The following is an 18,402-nucleotide window of genomic DNA, read 5'->3' as shown; positions in this document are numbered from 1 at the left end:
AAAGTGCTATTTGTGATGTGTGATTTTTAATCAGCGTATGGTTTTTAGCCAGCTGTATGGTTGTTAATCAACATGGATATTTAAAATAGTCGCCATACTCCGATGCCGTTTCAGCAGCAGAGTATGGCTTATAGATTACCGATTAGCAGATTGTAGAACTGTTTTATAGTAGCGTTAAAGCCTTGCAGCTATAACAGCGTCAAAACGCTATAACCCAGTCGCTAAAGCTTAAAGTAGCCAACGCTGTTGTGCAGTTCTTGAGCAAGATTACGAAGATCGTTGGTGCTTTTTTTAGAGTTAGATATATTTTCTGCAGTGTCTTGCATAACATTCGAAATCTCTTCGGCGTGCTCTGAAAGATTCTGAATCGCCGTTGTTTGCTCGCTGGAAGAGTTAGAAATTTCTCGAATTTTACTTAGCGTTTCATCTGAGGCGTTACGAATCTTAGTTAGAATTTCTGTTACTTCATTTGAGGTCTGCACACTGTGCTCTACTTTAGGTAATACCGACTGCATAGTGGCGGCAACACTTTCGGTGTCGGCTTGAACCAGGTTGATGGTCTCGGTGATTTCTGACGTTGCTGAGGCTGTGCGTGAAGCCAAGGTGCGCACTTCATCGGCAACCACAGCAAAGCCACGACCCTGTTCGCCAGCACGTGCAGCTTCGATGGCTGCATTCAATGCGAGTAAATTGGTTTGGTCGGCGATTTCCAAAATCACATTGACAATGTTGCCAATTTCTTGCGAACGTTTTTGTAAGCTGTTGACCTCTTCTGTCGAACGGTTAATTTGTGATGAAATATCGCTAATGCCCTGCGCCGAAGATTGCACCTTGCCTTCGCCGCTAGAAGCCATCTCGTAAGAATTTTCTGAATTTTGTTCGGTGTCCTTTACGCTACTTGTAATATCTTCAATGCTAACGGAAAGTTCCTGAATGGCCGCAGCGGTAGATTGCACTGCTTCGGTTGATTTTTGCGTCGCGGCTAAAATGTATTCCATCTGGCCATCGAGTGCTTTTGTTGAATAGCTTAAAAGCTCGGCACCCTGTTGAATTCGTTTAACCATTTCTTTAAGTGACTGCTGCATTGTTTGTACGTAAGCCATCAAACTTTGATTATTGAACTTTCCTTTTATCTCTTCGTTTAAATAACCTTCAGCAATACGGCTGGTGATTTCAGTTACGTATCGAGGTTCTCCGCCAATGGTTTTTAAAATATTTCTAACGATAAGGCCTGAAACAAAAAACGAACAGATAAGAATGGCAATAAAAATAATGGCACCGACCATTAAAAAGTAGAGCGCAATATCTTTATAGTCTTCGTTGAGATCTGCTGTATAAATTCCGTAGCCAAATACCCACTGCCATTCGGGCACGAGAGTCATGCCGTTTATTTTATCGAATAAACCTTCAGCGCCGGATTTGGGAAATTTCCCTTCACTAAACACAAACTCGCTTTCGGCGAGTGCTTTTAATGCCGGTTGGTAACTCTGTTGTTCTTTACCTATCTGATCTGCATTGGGGTGGACTTTAGATCGAGCATCGTTGCCGTTTGCCCAAATATAGGATTCACCAAAACGAATAGTCGATAGCATCTTAACAACCTCGGCTTCGGCTTCTTCACGGCTCATCTGTCCTTGCTTTTCAAGTTCGACGTAATAATTAATCTGTTCACGAGTCAGCGTTAAAATATTTTTTATTTCGTGTTTTCTCGCTTCGATTAAATTTTCCTTGATGATGTTCAACGACAAAATACTGAGGGTGACCAATCCTATAGCGAATAAAATCACCAATATGCTTAATTGCTTAGATAGTTTCATATTTGTTTCTCATTTGGTTAAGCTGTTTTTTTTAAGTGACATCATCCGTTTTTGAGCGATATTCCTTGGCATGAGTTTTTTGTTATCGTTATTGGTCGCTAAATTTCGCCACCCAGTTATATGGATTAAACTTTACGGCAATAAAAAAACAGCTAATGAAAAACTAATTTCAATTAATTTTTTATAGATAAAGTTCTAACGTTGTTTTATTGAAAGCTTTGTTTGCTCTGAACTGATTTGCTCATTGCTTGACTTACAACAGTGTTTAAAAGTATCGACCAAGATGCTTAATCTGGTAGGTAGCGACTTGGTTAAAAAACTAATATTTGTGATGCGCTTAGCTAAAGGCGCAGTAATTTGTATGATTATTTAAATGAAAACATCTCTGTTGATGTGTGCCGAAGCGTTGCAAGCAAACTCGAACGCTGGAAGATAATCGGTATTATATTTAGCTGTATTTTTAAGCACCTAGCCAGTATTGGCATAGCCTGTTGCAACGAAGTATTTTTTTGATCGCTGTGCAGCACTAATTGGCTGTTTTAGTGTCTATTCCTAATGGCCGGAAGTTACACTGGCTGTTATGACAAGAACCCATAAAGGCATTTATTTATGCATGACATATTGAAAGCAGCAGGCATGATTCGGTTATTTAAAAGCGCCGTATTAGTTTGTCTGTTTGTAGGCCAAAACTTATCGGCGATGAGCTTGAGTGAATTGGATGCCAGCGCCGGAAGCTATCGCAATATAAAAACGTTGCAGGTCGCTGAACGCGGCGAAGTGTTGCTTGCTAAGGCTTATAACGGATACCGATTAGATTCGGTCACCAATGTAAAATCGGTTTCTAAATCGGTGATGTCGGCGATGGTCGGCATGGCGATTGAACGCGATATCTTGCAAGGCGTTGACCAGCCGATTGCGCCGATCTTAAAAGATCAGCTGCCAAGCAATCCCGACTCTCGGCTTAATGAAATTACCATTGGTCACTTACTTTCTATGCAAGCAGGTTTGGAACGAACCTCTGGCCGAAATTATGGCCGTTGGGTGGCCAGTTCCAACTGGGTTAAGGCGGTTTTGGATCGGCCCTTTGATGAGCCTGTTGGCGGCAACATGCTCTATTCCACCGGTAATACGCATTTACTCTCTGCCATCTTGATGCGAGAAGCGGGCGAGAACCCTTATCGTCTTGCTAACCAATGGTTTCAAGGTAGTGGTGTTCGCATCGAAAGTTGGGAAACCGATCCGCAAGGCATTCCGATGGGTGGCAACCAACTGGGCATGACGCCAGCATCGTTGTTGGCCTTTGGTGAACTTTATCGTAGAGGCGGCGTAACCGAATCGGGCAAGCGTATTGTTTCAGAGCAATGGATCGAGCAAAGCTGGCAGCCGCGCACTCAATCACGCTTTCATCGAGGTCGCTATGGTTACGGCTGGTTTATGCAAGATTTCTCCGGCGTACAAGGTTATTACGGCTGGGGCTACGGCGGCCAAATGATTTACGTGTTGCCAGAGTTGGAAATGACCATCGCCATTACCTCGCAAGAAAACCTACCTTCTGGCCGCACTGGTTATCGCGATGAGTTACACGACTTAGTTGCCGAGTTTGTGGCGAGTAAAAAATAAACGCAGAGAGTTTAGGTGAAAGGCTCTGCCTATTTGATATTAAAAATCACCCATTAGGGTGAAGTTGTCGTTCTGCTGCTTCATTAGTATTCCCTTCGATTTTTTAAGACGTTGGCTGCTTCTTTATTGCTAGCCACTAATAAATAATGACAGAGGGATTCTCAGTATTATGAAAAATATTATCTTAAGCCAATCGGTGGCAGTGGTAGCGAGCATAGCGTTGTTGGCGTGTGGCGATACAGGTTCAGGCTCATCAGGTGGCTCGGGTTCTTCAGGTGATATAGCTATTGAAGTTACTGATTTAACGTGGAGTGCCGGTACTGATCGGATTTTAGGGCTCGGCTACAGTGGCACAGCGTCGGCTTCTACCATTACAACGCTAAAAGGCTCTTCGGTTTCTGGTCAGAGTGGCGATGTGTTTTCTTTCCGTTCAGTAACCTTGCCAGATACAGAGCTTGATGAAATTAAAAGCATTGATAACGTCAATGATATTGCCGATTTTACTGATATGACGGTCGCATCGAGTAGCGCTATTGATTATGTTGTCGCCTGTAAAGACGGTGCGAATACAACGGGTTATGAGAAGTCAGCAAAATTGTATGTGTTTGATATGACGGATCCAGCAATCGTTTATGATGTTGATCTGGAAGACACTGGCACAAACACCTATGAAGTACGTGGTTGTGAAGATATTTCTGCGGCAGTAGTCGAGGACGATACGCTCTTGATAGCTGTTGCGGGTGAAGTGAATACAACATACAGCGGCGGCTCTTCTGATTATAAACCATATTTGGTATTAGCTAGTTTTGACTTAGATGATTCATTTGACCTCGACGATGGCGGTATTGAGCTAGACGGAGTCTATTTTGAATATGCTCTTGGCAATAGTGATACTTTATCTGCTGTTGGCTTTGGCGCAGATGCTAACTCGGTTTATTATTATCAATACGATTATAGTGAAGGAACAAACCTGATTAATTATTATGATCTCAAAGGTGGAACCAACACCGTTGTTCAAGAAACGGCAAATGATATCTTTGCGAGTAATGTCGTTCAAAGTATGTATGTTAAAGATATGTATGTTTTGCCTGCTAGCTCAAGTACCGATTTTGATGAAATCTATATGGTTTCTGACAGCGATGTCGCCGGTATTGCTAAGGTTGAGTATCGTTCAGATATCGGCTCGACAATTGATATGGAACTTCTGACTAATACAGATTCACTGAATTGTAGCGATGTGTTGGTCGGCGTAGAAGGCGACGGTTATGTTGAATCATTTTGGTGTAATGATGCAACGGATGCTGGCGTAATTATCAACGTAGCGCGTTAAATTCAGACCAGTGCTTTTTAACCTAAGTGCTATTTTAAATAGACAGGCTCTTAAAGTATAAAAGCACTTACAAATCTATTAGGGTGACAGCATGTCACCCTTCTCATAGGTTAAGCCATTGTTATATATCACACAAAAATTGAGGCAGTTTTTTTTGGGCTATTGGAGAGACCACCCATTGGCTGCCGATATCAAGCTCGAGCGGCATCGGCTATTTATGAGCGAAGTCGGTTCGCGCATGCTCTCGACAGCGGTCGGTGCGTTATTTGTTGGCGCTATTTTCTATCAGTCAGCATCCTTTAAAACCTTAATGATATGGTTTCTAGCCGTTCTGTTCGTTTCTTTTAATTCCTGGTTTATTATTAGCCGTCATAACCTGCAAGCAATATCAACTAAATCGATATTAAATCTATCCATGGCTGTTCAATATTGGCATTGGGTAAATTTATATTTAGCTTTAACGTGGGGACTGCTTTGGGCGGCGACACCATTTTTATTTTTCCCCGATGCATCGCAAGTTCAGATGTTGTGCGTTCTTATGTTAATCGTTGTTATAGCATCTACACCTTCGGTCACGATGGGAAGCTATCCTGATGTGTATGTTTTGTTTTTAACACCTGTATTTTTTAGTTTTGGTTGGCACTTATGGGGCGCTGATTTTGATAGCGAATGGTTACCTCGCATCATTGCTCCAGTCACGTGGGCATCGTTGGTTGTTTTTAGCTTGATCATACACCGCACTCAAATAGAGTCGATTATACTTCGCTTAGAACACAGGGACTCTGAAAAGCTAGCCGTGCAACGAAACCAAGCCAAGACCCGTTTTGTTGCAGTTGCTAGCCACGATTTGCGCCAGCCCATTCAAGCGGCAAGGCTCTATGCTGAAACGATGCAAAAAAATCCTCAGCTACGTACTAATCAAACAGTAAATAATCTCGCTGATAGCCTCCACAGTGCAGGCTTGTTGCTCGATCGTTTATTGGATTTATCAAAAATGGATGCTGGAGTCATAAAGGTAGAAAAAAGAATCCAGCCTATTGGTGAGTTGCTCAGTCGAGTCGCGTCTATTCACCGGATACAGGCAGAAGAAAAACTTCTAAAATTTCACTACAGTAGCGATCGAGTTTGGGCTGAAATCGATGAGCACCTTGTTGGTGAGATTCTCGATAACTTACTTGCCAATGCAATTCGCTACACACCGTCTGGATCAGTATGGCTAAAAGCTAGTAGTCGCAATGGTTATGTCGAAATACAAGTTCGAGATACTGGCGTAGGAATGACAAGCGCAGAGTTAAAGCTGGCTTTTGAAGAGTTCTCTCAGCTTGGCGATAGTGATAAAGATTTACAGCAAGGCATGGGGCTTGGTTTGCCAATTGTAGAACGTCTTTGCAACCTGCATGAAATTGATATCCATGTGACATCTGAACCTAACAAGGGCACTTGCTTTACGCTACGGTTAGATGCAGCTAGTAAGCCTGTTACTGATTTGCAACAGTATTTAGCATATGCAAAACCTTCTAGTTACCGAATTTTATTGGTGGAAGATGAAGAGGCCGTAGCCGATGCAATTTCATTGTTATTGGTTGCAGAAGGCCATGATGTTGGAATATGTAAGGATCTATCCGGTACGGAAGTAATAATGCAATCTAATTGGCATCCGGATATTTTGCTAACAGATGATAGGTTACCGAATGCTAAAAACTCTCAAGATATCATTAACGAAGTTTCTAAAAAGCACCCTAACATACCGGTTATTGTGATTACTGGAAATACGTCGCCAGAACGGTTAAAAGTACTAAAGGAAGGTAATCTAAGAGTTTTATTTAAGCCAGTATCAGGCAATGAACTATTAGAGGAAATTGAAGCAATGTTACAGGTTGTTGATAAGCCCTAACTCTTTGGCTTTGTTTAGACATTCGATACGACTGTTTACGTCAAGAGTGTTATACATTAATCGGATATGAGTCTTCACAGTATTGGTGCTTAAAAATAGCGTTTCTGCAATTTTTGCGTTTGGCATTCCAGACTGCATAAGACTTAAAATAGCGCATTGTCTATTGGATAAAGTCGTTGTATTGATCTTTTTAATATAATGCTCAATATTTTCTGGGTAGGTTTTTCCTGAAAGCAGCGATGCAATAGCAGTAAGAACTTCTTCGGAACCATTGGATTTGGTAAGAAAGCCCTTAGCTCCATATTGTAAGGCGAGAACTTTATTCGATTCGTTTAAATTCCCTGAACAGACTAAAACAGGTACTTGATAACTGTGTTGCGAGAGAATTTGTAGAAACGAAAAGCCATTAAATTCCGCCATCTCCAAATCTAAAATGATTAGGCTAGGTTGGTCTTGTGTGAGGCCTTCTAGTGCATTCAGTGGTGAAGTAAAAGCGAGCACTTGGTAATCTGGGAGTGCATCTTTAATAACCATCTGCATCGCATCGGTAAACATCTGATGGTCATCAATTAAATATATCAGCATAAAAACTCTAACTATCTGCTTTGTTGACTGTAAGTATGTAAGTGCAATCTATAGTGAATCGAATGATCTGGGTATAACATCAGTCCGATTTATACGACTCTATATAAATAGCGTGAAAAATATATACATAAAAGTAATAAACGCTATAAGAGTCACACATTAAGTATAGACTAGCTTGTACAGTTAATAATGAATGGACGTAATGATGAGCAGATTTAGCCTAGATTGGGGATATCAATGAATAGCACCGCTTTACCTCAGTTTAATCGCTACAAAAACACACTGCTAACACTTGCACTGATTTGTTTACCGCCGCTGTTTTGGGCGGGCAACTTTATTGCTGGCCGTTCGGTACGTGGTGATATTCCGCCGATCAGTTTAAATTTTTTCCGTTGGTTGATTGCCGCGTTAGTGCTGTTGCCGTTTACGCTTGGTATGCTCAAACAGCAACGAGAACTTTACTGGCAACATCGCAAAAAAATTTTCATCGCTTCAGCCTTGGGGATCTGTGCATTTAATTCGTTGATCTACTTAGGTTTGCAAACCACAACCGCCAATAATGCCATTATTTTGAATGCCTTTATTCCGTTATTGATCAGCCTGTTTGGTGCGTTGTTTTTTAGTTTGCAGCTCACTTGGCGACACTGGCTTGGCATGAGTGTTTCGTTTGCCGGGGTTATTGTTATTGTCACCCAAGGCAGTTTAGAGCTGTTGCTGCACTTTCATCTTAACGCTGGCGACGCTTGGGTGTTTGTTGCCACTCTGTGTTGGGCCGCTTACACCCTATTGTTAAAAACCATACCGCCACAGATTAATCGCTATGGTCTCATGAGCGCGCAAATTCTTATTGGTTTGGTTTTACTCGCGCCGTTTTTTATTGTGGAGCTGTCTCATGCTCAGCCGTTGGTTTGGAGCAAGCAGAGCCTCTGGGCACTGGCTTACGTCGGCATCGTGCCTTCAGTATTGGCCTACCTGATTTACACCGCCAGCATTGGCAAACTTGGCGCGGCAAAAGCCGGTGCCTCGATCAATTTGCTGCCCGTATTTGGCGTCTTGTTGTCAGTATTATTATTAGGTGAGAGCATTCACTACTACCAGCTAACGGGCATGGCGCTGATCTTCACTGGTTTGTTTTTTAGTTCTGGCAAGTGAGCTGGAGGCAAATGGCAGATTGCTTGTATTCAGCGTAGTCGTGTATTTTTTAGTAGCGTTAGTATGTGTTTGTCTGGTTTCTCGCATCGCTCAGCACTTGTGCATAGACCTTTTTCTTTTCATCAGACTCTTTTCAGAGTAGAGCCGCCACTACTCAAAATAAGGCTTAACAGGCTCTTTCACTAAGTTGCTAAAGCGAGAATGGTCCTTTTGCTCATGCCGGTACCGTCCTGCAACAATGGCTTTACTGACCTTCGCTTTAATAGCCACCTGCTCGACATCATACTCATCAGCAATAGTGCCATTCCAAAGTTCACTCGGTATTAACGACTGTTGTGCCAGATCATTAGCTTCTTGCTCAATGGCGTCCGCTGCTTCATCGTCCAAATTATCAAGTATCCAGAAAGTATCGCCATTTAAATGCAACTTCACGTGAGCAACCTCATGCAGCAGCGTGAACCAGAAATTATCCAAGCGATTATAACGAAGTGTCAGGGCAATCACGGGCTGAGAGCCATCCACTAGGAATGCCGCACCGTCTAAATAGGTTTTGGCATGTTTTTCAACAAATACAACGCGAATACCAATTGAGTTTAGCGCTTCAACTGCTTTTGTCGGCCCATCGCTATATACCGAGAGGTTAGCCAAAGACCGCATAAAATCGTCGGTTAAACGTTCTGGGTTGTAATTCTCCACAGTAATCTGCATGGCTTTATATTTAGCTTCAACCTGCCAAGCCCATAGAGCAAAAGGGTCGTCTTCTTTGGTATTGGTAGGTAAATGTGCGCTACTGCGAAGTAGAGCGGGCCGTATATCCAACGCACCAGGTACGCGTTGAAAAAACTTACAAACAAGATCTTCCGCATAGTCTTTCAGGCCCTTGTACTGATCGCTAAGCTCGCCAAATAGCCCTCTTTTTTTCATCTCATGGAGAGGAAATGCCTGCCAGTCAACCACCACATTGTCTGACTCTTTAGGCTGCTCCTGCATTAGCACATCGTAAGGAATCCCTAAGCCTGAATGCAGTTTACGAATCATCGCTAGACTTAGCGCTCTTTTACCATTCAGCACCTCAGACACCTTTGATTTGGAGCCAAAATAAGGAACCAAATCTTTTTGAGTGAGATTCTGCTGATCCATACGAAAGCGGATAGCTTCAACGGGGTCTGGCATATCAATCGGAAACGCTTCTTTTTCATAGGTTTCGATAAGCAAGGCCAGAACATCAATTTCGTCACTTTCTGCGGAATCTGGTTCAGGGTCTAGGTCGAACAGCGCATTCAATCGCTCCAAAGCCTTTTGATGATCTGTACTATTTTTAATCAACTTCATAATCCTACTCTCGCACTCAATTTTCAGAAGGACTGCTTATCGTACTCGGCATGCGTGCCAACCCATTCGATCATCACAATGCCATTCTGGTAGCGAACTCTAACGACCAACCTATAATGGTTACCTTTAATATTGAATATGACTCGATTGCCCGGACGGAAGTCAGCGGATGCATATCGATTTTTAATATCATGGGTAGTTAGCCACTTGGCTTCTTTCGCTTCTGCGAGCCAGCTTTCTAAGCTGCCTTTTGAATTCGCATGCTTTTTTATGCATTTTTCGAGTTTGTCTTGTCCTAAGACTTGCATAGATACCCTCGGTTCCCTCAACGGGAACTATAGCCTCATGTTCCCATTATGGGAACCGGTCATTTAGACCAAATTGTCATAAGAGATTTCAGCTGCCGGCATTATAAACTCAACCACCGAACCACTCCCTGATTCCCCCGACCACTACAGGGAAGTGCCGAGCCTTTCAGTACTCTCATGCCTTCGCCTTTTTGCGCACGGTTTTCTTTTTCGGTTTACTTTTTTCCGTAAGCGCTTCACGCTCAGCCTTGATTTTTTCCAGCAACGCCTCAGCACTGTTCTCGCCGCTGATCAAATCCGGGTTTTGCGCGCGCCAGTCGGCGGTGAGTTCACCGCGGAAGGCCTTGGTTAAAATTGATTGCGTTAGGTTATTTACCCGTTCCAGTGCGGCGTTGGCTTTCTGTTCGATTTGGTCGGCGAATTGGAAGAGCTCTTCTACTCGGCGGACGATTTCGGTTTGCTCTTCGAAAGGAGGAACTGGAATCGAATAATCTCTACAAATCTCAAGAGTTAGATTGAACTGACCCACAGTAGCTTTAGCTTTTGATTTCGTTAGGTCTAACAGATATTCATCTCTTAAGCAGACACTTAAATATCGATTTGAGACGCCACAGACTGGCCTAAAAATACTAATTGCTTGATTTATGTTCCACTCCTTGTACGAACTCGGAACAATAGATACTTTTCCTAAAGGTGGCCCTACAATATTTATCAGCACATCGCCAGGAAAGACTTTAGAACGCTTGAGATCCTTATCATGAACAGCCTTAGGAATAAAAGTAGGCTCAATAGTAAAGTCTAAACTTCCATCGAAAGTGAGGTTGTAAACTTTTATATATGGAATATCTCCTACGGTTGCCATGTCGTCTTTCTTTGGTGTAGTCCCTTTAGTGATAAAATCACATAACTCTTCAGCCCTATACCATCGCCAGCTCTTAGGTATTTCGGGAGTTAATTCATTCGTCTTAAATCCAAGTGGCTCCCTATACTTACTTTTAGCTTTCGTTAAGTGATCTCTGTGTTGCTGCGCAATTTGCGAAACGTTGACTTTCATTGCCGGATTTTCAATACGCCACTCCTCCGTCAACTTCCCACTCACCGCCGCCGACAAAACCGATTGGCGGAAGCGTTTGAGGATGTCGGGGAGGCGTTGCAGGCGGGCTTTGGTGGATTCGACCTGCGCGAGTAGGATATCGAGTTTATCGGCGATGACTTTTTGTTCGGCTAGAGGGGGGAGTGGGAATTCAAAACTTTCCAAGTCACCTTTATTAAAGCCATTTTGTGCAGAACGAGACAATAGAGCTAAAGGGTTCTGGAAAATCGGCCCTTCCAAATAGTGTTTTATGAATTTTTTGTTTATATAAGAAGTGCTTATGACTTTGGCTAAAGCGACATTGTATGCTCCTTCCATTCCTGTACAAATCCGGCCCAAAGAGGCGCCATATCGACCAATCAATACATCATCTTTAGTACACTTCTTAAGCTTGTTCGTTTCAGGTACATAAGTTGGCACTGGCCGCGCGCCAAAATCTCTTATTTGAAGTAAACGAACGTACCCTTCAGAAGGCTCTGAAATAAACTGTGCCTTTGGAGGCTGGGTTCCGCCTTGGACATCTAGAACGTCAGTAAAATAAGTCGATGCCCAGCTTCTGCTTTCTAACTCAAATTCACTGCCTTTGGTTTTTAAACTTGCAGTTTCCAGCTCATCAACCGAAGAAAAGTTCTGATCGCTCATGCCTTTTCCCCCAGAGCAATCATCAACTGTTCCAACTCCTCCATCGCTCCCGCCAATTCCTCTTTCGCCTCCCGCGCTAAAACCTCCGGCGCGGGCAGGTTCGCCGCATCGACGCTGTCTTTGTCTTTTAACCAGCTGATGTCGAGCGAGTCGCCTTTGGTCTGTGCAATCCATTCACGGCTGAAGCTACGCCATCTTGAATGCAGTAGTTTGTCGTCTACACCTTGGTTTTCTACGGTGGCCTGTTTATCTACGGCGATTTCTTCGGCACCAAAGCTGTATTCGCCTTCGTTGCGCTTGCTGGTGCCGTCGGCGTTTTCACCGTAAACGTTTTCAAACGGTTTTAAGTGGTTATCGCCAAATGGCGTGCGTTTGCCAAAGCTGGGCATGTTGGTGCGCAGGTCGTACACCCAAACCTTTTGCGTGCAGTTTTCTTGTTGGTGTTTGTCGGTTGCGCTGCCTTTGTTAAAGAACAGTACGTTGGTTTTAACGCCTTGGGCGTAAAAAATGCCGGTCGGTAAACGTAAAATAGTGTGCAGGTTGCACTTGTTCATTAGGTCGCGGCGCACATCGGTGCCAACGCCAGCTTCAAACAGTACGTTATCGGGCAATACTACGGCGGCGCGGCCACCGGGTTTTAGGTTGCGGTAAATGTGCTGCAAAAAGGCCAGCTGTTTGTTGCTGGTTTTATAGGTTAAATCATCGCGGGTATTGCTGGCTTCGCCGCCTTTGCTGGTGCCAAAGGGTGGGTTGGCTAAAATAACATCGGCACTTTGCAAGGCTTTACCGGCTTCGCCTAGGGCGTTGCCTAAGTGCACCACGCCTTCGTTGTCGCCTTCCATGCCGTGTAATAAACAGTTCATTAGGGCGAGGCGGCGGGTGTTAGGTACCAGCTCAATGCCGACAAAGGCGTTGTTCTTTTGGAAGTTTGCTTGCTTGTCGGTAAGGTCATAATAATCATCGGTTTGCTCGCGCAGGTATTGGTCGGCGGCGACCAAAAAGCCCGCGGTGCCCGCGGCCGGGTCTTGAATGACTTCACCGATTTGCGGTTTTATGCAGCGCACCATGCAGTTAATCAGCGCGCGTGGGGTAAAGTATTGGCCTGCGCCACTTTTGGTTTCGCCGGCGTTTTTCTCTAACAGACCTTCGTATAAATCGCCGAGGCCATCTTTGCTGGCGCTGAACCAGTCTTGTATTTCGTCGAAGCGTTTAATAATTTGTTCTAAATGTTTTGGCTCACGTAGACGAGTTTGAGCGTCGGCGTAAATGGCGCTGATCAACGGGTCGTTATGAACAATAACTTCTTCGACGCTGTCTGCTTCGCCTTCTTTTTTGGCTTTAATGACCGCCGTGCGTTTACCGGTAGAAAGCGCCAGCAAAATGGCTTTGTAATCGTTAAGCAAGTTAATGCCTGATTTACCGCTTAAGTCTGCCCAACGGCAACCTTCTGGCAGCGGGTGTTTTTTTAATACGCCAGCTTCGGTGTTTTCGTGCACCATTTTTATGAACAGCAGCATAACCAGTTCGGTGACGTAGTCGGAATAGTTAATGCCGTCGTCGCGCAGTACGTCACAGAGGTTCCAGAGTTTTTGTACGATGTCGTTGTTGGTCATGAGGTCTCTTTATTCTTTATTTAGTATGTCTATGTAAGCGGTGTAAGCAAAAACTCGGTTACGTTTTTGGCCGGTGAGCTCTTGCACCAGTGCCAGTTCAGGCTGAGCCAGGCGTTCCATTACTTTGCCTGCGGTTGCGGCTGTTATATTGGCATGCTTAACCAGCGTATTGATGTTGGCAATCGGGTACTCGAACAGCACATCCAAAACCTGCGAAGCCGAAGGTGCCAGCCGGCCCAATTGCGTGAGTGATTGCCGATGCATTTGCTTCAATGCGTTGAGCTGTTGAGCGGTGTCAACGGCCTGCGCCGCGGTCTCTGCAACGGCATCAACAAAAAACAGCAGCCAGCTTTCCCAGTCGCCAGTCAGACGTACCTGCTGCAATCGGTCATAGTAGACTTGGCGGTGTTTTTTAAAAAACACGGACAAGTACAACAGCGGCTCGTTCAAGATACCCGCAGCCACCAGAACCAATGGAATCAGTAAGCGACCTAGTCGGCCATTACCGTCCATAAAGGGGTGAATGGTTTCAAATTGAACGTGTGCCAATGCCGCTTTAGTGAGCGGATCAGTCGCTTCCGGTACGTCGTTTAAAAATCGCTCTAAAGCCGCCCAGCATTCAGCCAGTTCGTTCGACGGTGCTGGAACGAATGTCGCCTCATCCGCTCGATAGCCGCCAATCCAGACCTGATTTTTTCGAAACTCGCCAGGACCTTTGTTGATCCCGCGTCCTGACGTCATTAGTGCGTTGTGCAGTTCAGTAATCAACCTGTATGTGATTGGGTGCCCTTCTCGTATTCGCTGCACCCCCAGTTCCAGCGCGTTGACGTAGCACGAGACTTCTTGGACATCATCCATTGGCACGCCAGGTAATCCTTCCATCTCATAGAGCATTAGGTCACTCAGAGATGATTGAGTCCCTTCTATTTGAGAAGACATCACCGCTTCTTTACGCACATAGCTGTATAGAAACAGCCTCGCATCGGGCAACAACGTACTGATCGCATCCAAACGACCTAAGGCCAACATGGCTTGATTGATACGGTTTTGCAGCTTGCTGTCCAGAACCAAAGCCGGTTCTGGAGGTAGAGGATCAGGCACAAACGCCTGACATTTCACTCCACCGGCGATGCTCTTGATGTATTTTCCAGTCGTTCCGCGATCCATGTCGGTCCCTGAAGTTAAATTAAGAAGTTGTGTTATTTTAACTTAAGATCAAAATTAAAATAAGAGCTTGGGTTGTTTTAACTTTGGTTTGTTTTTCCGCTGCGCTTGGCATATGTCGATGCAGACGACATATCTGCTTTTTATGTCGAAATTTCCTCCTTATTTCGACATAAATGTTTACGCCGACTCCGACGGCCAAACTGCCTCGCTAAGCTCCTCTAACAGCGTATCCAGCTGATTATTCAGTATTTTATCCAGCTGTTTCGCGCCGCCCTTCTCGCTAAAGCGGTCGTTTACAAAATCCCGGTCGATAATGATTTCGTGTACCAGTTGTTTGGCTAGGCGCCCGAGCCAATTTCGTTGATTGGGTGTCCAACGTTGGCTTTGGTAAATACGCTGCATGGCTTGTGCGATGCGTTGTTCAAACGGTACCAGAGGTTCGCCAAGAGCTGCTTGGCGAATGTGGCCGATAATGCTGGCGGCAATATCTTGATTGGTTTGCTCGCGTACGGCGGTTTGTAGTGTTGGTTCGTTATAACCTGCACTATCTAGGAGTAGTTTTATCTCTTTTAATTGCTCTCGCGTTAGATTACGTGGTTTGGTGACCACGACAGTAAGTGCGGCGCTCTGGTTGAGTTGTTCTTTAATAAAGTCATTGAAACTGTCTAGGTAGTCTTCTGGTTTAGCATGATTTCCGTAACTTTGGGTGCGTTCGTGTATCTCGTCATCGTGTACGGAGATGATTGGCTGCCGGTCATTGCCGAGTAGATTATTCACTTGTTCTAGTTGGCTTAGCAGGCCGTTGTGTTGGTTAATGAAAGCCGCTGCTTGTTTTGGGCCAAGTTCATTTAGGTGTTTGTGAAGGTTTTTCGGTTCTACGTTCCAAAGGCTTTGTAGTTCATTCAGCCTTTGTTTGAGCTTAGGATCGTTTTCGGATTTTTTCTCGGCTTTGCGCAGAACCCGCATCACCTTCTGGCTGAGTTGGCTGAGCACGACATCGGCCTGGCTTTGCTCGGGCATATCGCCGGGCGCATTGGTCGCTCGTTCTAGTTTTTCAGGGTCCGTTATTTCATCGATCAATTGTTCCAGCGTGATGTTGGGGTCTTTTACCAATGGTTTCATGGTGTTTACATCCGCTAGCGTGGCGTAAATATCCACTGGGTCGTAAATGCGGAATACCGTTTTACCTATTTCGTTGCAACGGCGGGTGGCGCGGCCGATCATTTGCTCGTATAAAATTCGTGATTTCACTCGGCGCATAAACACCAAATTACAGATAGGCGGTACGTCGATGCCGGTAGTGAGCAAATCAACAGTAATGGCGATGTTTGGATAGCGTTCATTTTTATACTGGCGGATAAGTTGTTCTACTTTATCGCTCTGGCCGGTAATTTTTGCCACGGCGGCTTGATTGTAATCTCCGTTGTACTCCTCTTTAAAAGCTTCATCCAGCAGACGTTTAACCATATCGGCGTGCAGATCGGTGGCGCAGAAGATCATGGTTTTTTCGTCACCGAATGGGTCGAGCTCTTTTATGAGTTGCTGGCAGATAACACGGTTGAAATTTTCGTTAATGACTTGACGATTAAACGCCTCTACTTCAAAGGTCAGTTCGTCGTCGAGTTCGGCGCTTTGTATTTCACCGGTTTGAGTATTGATAGACTCTACGGCTTCGCCCTTGGTAAAGGTGATCCCATTTTTGGAGAGCAGCGTTTGGTAACGGATGGGTGGTTCGTGATCGATTAGCCAATCGTCGGCCACAGCTTCACGGTACGAGTAGGTGTAGACCGGTTTGCCAAAAATCTCGCTGGTATGTTTAGCGGGTGTGGCGGTGAGTGCAATTTTTACCGCATCGAAATAGTCTAAAACGCGGCGGTAGCTAGAAATATACTGGCTGGCATCGCGAGTGGCGATTTCACCTTCGGTCATTTCTTGGTCGAGCGTGTAACCTCGGTGAGCCTCGTCGATGATGATGCAGTCGAACTGGTCCAATGGCGGAGGGTTATCGCTCATAAAGATGCGCTTCACCATGGCTTGTACCGTGGCAACTTGTACGCGGGTTTCTGCTTCGGCTGCCATGTCGCCTAACTCAGCGATGTTGTATATTTTCGATAGGGTATTATTTTGCTCCAGCGGCGCTTCATTAAAGGCATCAATGGCTTGTTGGCCGAGCGCGGTACGGTCGACCAAAAATAAAATACGCTTAAAGCGTTCAGCTTTCAAAAACCGGTACATTAAGCCAATGATGGTTCGAGTCTTGCCGGTGCCGGTTGCCATCGCCAGTAGTGCTTTGCGAATATCTTTAGCGAGCGTTTCTTCGACCGCAGTAATGGCTTTTTGTTGGTAGTCGCGCAGTTTTAAATAGCCAAAGGGCTCTGTTTGCAGTTGTTGTTGTGCGCTTTCTTTACTGCGTTTTAGTAAGTCTAACAGGCCTTCTGGCGTGTGAAAGCTAGCCAGTGCTCGCTTAGTGTTTTCTGATTCACGTACATCACGAAACCAGGTACCAGAGTACTCTGCCAGTTGCGGCACATAAGGGCGACCATTACAGGAATAAACAAAGGGTACTTTGTAGTGGCTATCACCTTCATCCGGCCAGGCGATGGTCATGCCTGCCAACTGCCAAGCGCTGAGCATGGGTTCTACAATTTTAAGGTTTTTGCTGTAGCGTTCTGCTTGTGAGATTTTACCGGAAACATTACTGTTTTCTTTCTTCGCTTCAACGATCGCGATTGGCGTGAGCCCTGCAAATAAAACATAATCCGCGCGCCCACCAGAAACCGGCCACTCAGCAATGGCTTTGTTTTTGCCTTTTTCTGGTCGGTGACCTTTATGGAAGGTGAGACTTTCGCTATCGGCTTGCCAATGTGCTGCTGTAAGTTGTTCATCAATAAGTTGGCGCGTTTCTTTTTCAGAGAGATGGAGATTTTGACTGGCGCGTTTAGTGCTATTTTTAATCGCCGCTAGCTGTTGTTTTTCTCTTTTTAATCGTTCTGTTTCTTCGGTAAGTCGAGCGATTTTATCTTCGAATTCTGCTTGTGTTTTTGCTTGCTCAGCGTCCTGCTCTTGCAGCAGTTCTTCGTAAACGAGAGCGTCTTCTTCAAGCTTTTTAGCAAGCATTGAGTTTTCTTGTTTTTGTTGATTTATTAGCGCGCTGAGCTCTTCGCTGCTTTCAAATGATTGTGCTTTATCTTGCAGCTCACCTTTAAGTTGCTGAATACTGTCTTCAAGGTTTTTTAACTGAACACTGGGGTCTTCAGGCAATAAAAAAGGCCCCGGTTTGAATTTGTTGGAGGTTCTTCTGAATGTTTCGTGATACCAAATAGCAACGTTTCTCGCTGCCCTTAAACCATCCATCGCCTGTTTAAATGTGGTGGTGAATTCGTGGTTGGCGGTGTTGCCTTCTTTGCGCAGAATGTGGAACAGAGAAAGAATTTGCTGATCAATATCGAGCCGGTGACTTAACCTATTCAGCAGATCAAGTTGGCTTTCTCTCTGCTGTTTGATTAAACCGGTTTGTGAGGCAAGGTCTTGTGCAATGGCTTCGCCGAATTGGCGCAGTTTCATCAAACAGGCATTTGGGTCGATGGCGAATATTTTTTCTGCATTGTGTGTGAGTTGAAAGAATATTGGGTCGTGTTCTTTTAAGAATTCAAAGTTACTCGAAGGCGTGTCCGTCATTCTTATTCAACCAATGCTTGTTAAAATGGAGAGCATTGAATATAGCACTTAAGTCGATATTTCGAGTACCTGATGGATGTACAGTGGTTAGTTATGAGTAATTTGTTACAGCTGCTGGGCTATCGCTTATTGAGGTAATGGATAGTCTTTAGCTATATATAAATCTTTCTC

12 protein-coding genes are annotated in these 18,402 nt (G+C 44.6%); 4 read left to right on the top strand and 8 right to left on the bottom strand.

Features of this window, described 5'->3' with window-relative positions:
* Positions 1-221: 221 nt before the first annotated feature.
* Positions 222-1,817, bottom strand: coding sequence for a methyl-accepting chemotaxis protein (locus tag FME95_RS08265; protein WP_147713912.1), 1,596 nt, complete (start codon positions 1,815-1,817; stop codon positions 222-224).
* A gap of 609 nt (positions 1,818-2,426) precedes the next feature.
* Here FME95_RS08265 and FME95_RS08260 point away from each other — a divergent pair.
* The 3 genes from FME95_RS08260 to FME95_RS08250 all read left to right on the top strand — a co-directional run bounded on the left by FME95_RS08260 (position 2,427) and on the right by FME95_RS08250 (position 6,661).
* Positions 2,427-3,437 (top strand): serine hydrolase domain-containing protein, encoded by a 1,011-nt coding sequence (locus FME95_RS08260; RefSeq protein ID WP_222709925.1) that lies wholly within the window; start codon positions 2,427-2,429, stop codon positions 3,435-3,437.
* Between the two features lie 169 nt (positions 3,438-3,606).
* Positions 3,607-4,767: a hypothetical protein gene (locus tag FME95_RS08255; protein ID WP_147713911.1), complete on the top strand. Its 1,161-nt coding sequence runs from the start codon at positions 3,607-3,609 to the stop codon at positions 4,765-4,767.
* 178 nt (positions 4,768-4,945) lie between these two features.
* On the top strand, positions 4,946-6,661 hold the full coding sequence (locus FME95_RS08250; RefSeq protein WP_147713910.1) for an ATP-binding response regulator: 1,716 nt from the start codon (positions 4,946-4,948) through the stop codon (positions 6,659-6,661).
* On the opposite strand, the gene FME95_RS08245 is transcribed toward FME95_RS08250, so the two are convergent.
* Positions 6,638-7,246: a response regulator transcription factor gene (locus FME95_RS08245; RefSeq protein ID WP_147713909.1), complete on the bottom strand. Its 609-nt coding sequence runs from the start codon at positions 7,244-7,246 to the stop codon at positions 6,638-6,640. The two genes, FME95_RS08250 and FME95_RS08245, sit on opposite strands and share 24 nt — an antisense overlap.
* 237 nt (positions 7,247-7,483) lie before the next feature.
* Between FME95_RS08245 and FME95_RS08240 the strand changes: the two genes are divergently transcribed.
* Positions 7,484-8,398, top strand: a complete 915-nt coding sequence (locus FME95_RS08240; RefSeq protein WP_147713908.1) for a DMT family transporter — start codon at positions 7,484-7,486, stop codon at positions 8,396-8,398.
* A gap of 150 nt (positions 8,399-8,548) precedes the next feature.
* On the opposite strand, the gene FME95_RS08235 is transcribed toward FME95_RS08240, so the two are convergent.
* From FME95_RS08235 to hsdR, 6 genes are all read right to left on the bottom strand, one after another.
* Complete coding sequence (locus FME95_RS08235) at positions 8,549-9,730, bottom strand: ImmA/IrrE family metallo-endopeptidase (RefSeq protein WP_147713907.1); 1,182 nt, start codon at positions 9,728-9,730, stop codon at positions 8,549-8,551.
* Positions 9,731-9,753: 23 nt separating this feature from the next.
* Positions 9,754-10,038: a type II toxin-antitoxin system HigB family toxin gene (locus FME95_RS08230; protein WP_147713906.1), complete on the bottom strand. Its 285-nt coding sequence runs from the start codon at positions 10,036-10,038 to the stop codon at positions 9,754-9,756.
* A gap of 175 nt (positions 10,039-10,213) precedes the next feature.
* Positions 10,214-11,773 (bottom strand): restriction endonuclease subunit S, encoded by a 1,560-nt coding sequence (locus tag FME95_RS08225; protein WP_147713905.1) that lies wholly within the window; start codon positions 11,771-11,773, stop codon positions 10,214-10,216.
* Positions 11,770-13,386: a class I SAM-dependent DNA methyltransferase gene (locus FME95_RS08220; protein WP_147713904.1), complete on the bottom strand. Its 1,617-nt coding sequence runs from the start codon at positions 13,384-13,386 to the stop codon at positions 11,770-11,772. Before FME95_RS08220 ends, FME95_RS08225 begins: the two co-directional genes overlap by 4 nt.
* Before the next feature lie 9 nt (positions 13,387-13,395).
* Positions 13,396-14,553 carry a Fic family protein gene (locus FME95_RS08215; RefSeq protein WP_147713903.1) on the bottom strand — a complete coding sequence of 386 codons (1,158 nt, stop codon included), beginning with the start codon at positions 14,551-14,553 and terminating at the stop codon, positions 13,396-13,398.
* A 177-nt stretch (positions 14,554-14,730) separates the two neighbouring features.
* Positions 14,731-18,231 carry a type I restriction-modification system endonuclease gene (gene hsdR / locus FME95_RS08210; RefSeq protein WP_147713902.1) on the bottom strand — a complete coding sequence of 1,167 codons (3,501 nt, stop codon included), beginning with the start codon at positions 18,229-18,231 and terminating at the stop codon, positions 14,731-14,733.
* Positions 18,232-18,402: the final 171 nt, after the last annotated feature.

Origin of the sequence: Reinekea thalattae, assembly GCF_008041945.1 — a bacterium.
Classification (GTDB): Bacteria; Pseudomonadota; Gammaproteobacteria; order Pseudomonadales; family Natronospirillaceae; genus Reinekea; species Reinekea thalattae.
The sequence above is the reverse complement of the archived record's forward strand: the minus strand, read 5'-3'. Positions and strand labels throughout refer to the sequence as shown.

Coding starts and splice junctions, on each gene's coding strand:
- FME95_RS08265 (WP_147713912.1), bottom strand. CDS start 1,817: ATGAAACTATCTAAGCAATTAAGCATATTGGTGATTTTATTCGCTATA.
- FME95_RS08260 (WP_222709925.1), top strand. CDS start 2,427: ATGCATGACATATTGAAAGCAGCAGGCATGATTCGGTTATTTAAAAGC.
- FME95_RS08255 (WP_147713911.1), top strand. CDS start 3,607: ATGAAAAATATTATCTTAAGCCAATCGGTGGCAGTGGTAGCGAGCATA.
- FME95_RS08245 (WP_147713909.1), bottom strand. CDS start 7,246: ATGCTGATATATTTAATTGATGACCATCAGATGTTTACCGATGCGATG.
- FME95_RS08240 (WP_147713908.1), top strand. CDS start 7,484: ATGAATAGCACCGCTTTACCTCAGTTTAATCGCTACAAAAACACACTG.
- FME95_RS08235 (WP_147713907.1), bottom strand. CDS start 9,730: ATGAAGTTGATTAAAAATAGTACAGATCATCAAAAGGCTTTGGAGCGA.
- FME95_RS08230 (WP_147713906.1), bottom strand. CDS start 10,038: ATGCAAGTCTTAGGACAAGACAAACTCGAAAAATGCATAAAAAAGCAT.
- FME95_RS08225 (WP_147713905.1), bottom strand. CDS start 11,773: ATGAGCGATCAGAACTTTTCTTCGGTTGATGAGCTGGAAACTGCAAGT.
- FME95_RS08220 (WP_147713904.1), bottom strand. CDS start 13,386: ATGACCAACAACGACATCGTACAAAAACTCTGGAACCTCTGTGACGTA.
- FME95_RS08215 (WP_147713903.1), bottom strand. CDS start 14,553: ATGGATCGCGGAACGACTGGAAAATACATCAAGAGCATCGCCGGTGGA.
- hsdR (WP_147713902.1), bottom strand. CDS start 18,231: ATGACGGACACGCCTTCGAGTAACTTTGAATTCTTAAAAGAACACGAC.